Origin of the sequence: Geobacillus sp. LYN3 (assembly GCF_003064505.1) — a bacterium.
Lineage (GTDB): Bacteria > Bacillota > Bacilli > Bacillales > Anoxybacillaceae > Parageobacillus_B > Parageobacillus_B toebii.
In genome coordinates, this window is the sequence record NZ_QCWL01000001.1 from 1,930,558 (window position 1) to 1,931,221 (window position 664).

1 protein-coding gene is annotated in these 664 nt (G+C 43.8%); it reads left to right on the forward strand.

Translation table 11 applies throughout. The annotated features are described in order from the left end of the window. Positions 1 to 243: 243 nt before the first annotated feature. Positions 244 to 664: transposase (locus tag DCC82_RS18145; RefSeq protein ID WP_233253030.1), on the forward strand; the 421-nt coding region annotated here is incomplete at its 3' end.

The window sequence follows — 664 nt, forward strand, 5'->3', positions numbered from 1 at the left end:
GCCAAGAGACATGGGAGGGTTCGTCATCATCAGCGATGCAGAGATCCACGGTGCATCCCATACGCTTCCCCCCACTACAACCAAATTTAACCAGTAGTGGCCGCGAAGCGTACCCCATCAATGTAAGATATACACATATTTAAGAAATAATGTTAGAAACTTTGTCGAAAAATATTTTTTTGACACCCCTGAAACGGCTACAACCGTTGATATATCAACATTTATAGAGGGAGAACCCTACCCATGTCTAAAAGTATACCAAATGTCGACTGGGCAAATCAACTGGAAAGTGTCATTCGTCAGTTTGTGAAGGAAAAATTAGAGCTGATTATGCGGGAAGAAATCAAGAATTTCCTCGAAATCGAACAGGCTGGAACGCCGAATATGAGAAACGGCTGCTATCAACGAAATCTAGATACGCAATATGGCCGAATTGAAGGGCTTTTGGTGCCAAGAGACCGAAACGGAGAATTTCAAACACAGTTGTTTGCCCCTTATCAACGCCACACAGGCTGGCTGGAGGAAGCCATCATCAGGATGTATCAAAGTGGCATGAGTACACGGGAAATTGGCAAGTTTATCGAACGAATTCTAGGAAATGCTTATTCTCCAGCGACGATCAGCCGTATTACCGATGTCGTGAAAGAAGAGATCGAGAAATGGT